The following is a 434-nucleotide window of genomic DNA, read 5'->3' as shown; positions in this document are numbered from 1 at the left end:
GCTTAACCTCACAACCCGAAGATGTTTCTTTCGATTCATCATCGCGCTGCAAAAATTTGAGAGACTCAAACACACTTCAGTCTGTTCTTATTACGAAGAACAGAGTTCAGTGTGCTGTTTCAATTTTCAGCTTGATCCAGATTTTTAAAGAGCAAATATCTCAAACGTCACCCGAAGGTAAGTTTTGAGATACTGGGGTCGGCGACTTTCACTCACAAACCAGCAAGTGGCGTCCCCTAGGGGATTCGAACCCCTGTTACCGCCGTGAAAGGGCGGTGTCCTGGGCCTCTAGACGAAGGGGACACTGAAGTCTCAATCGCAAGACGCCTTGCTATTTACTTTTCATCAGACAATCTGTGTGAGCACTTCAAAGAACGCTTCTTTAAGGTAAGGAGGTGATCCAACCGCAGGTTCCCCTACGGTTACCTTGTTAC

General features: G+C 46.5%; 1 tRNA gene. It reads right to left on the bottom strand.

What is annotated here, in order from left to right:
• Positions 1–227: 227 nt before the first annotated feature.
• A tRNA-Glu gene (locus tag ACLGE8_RS22705) sits at positions 228–303 on the bottom strand.
• Between the last annotated feature and the right edge of the window lie 131 nt (positions 304–434).

It is taken from the genome of Kluyvera sp. 142486, assembly GCF_046569695.1.
GTDB lineage: Bacteria > Pseudomonadota > Gammaproteobacteria > Enterobacterales > Enterobacteriaceae > Kluyvera.
The sequence above is the reverse complement of the archived record's forward strand: the minus strand, read 5'-3'. Positions and strand labels throughout refer to the sequence as shown.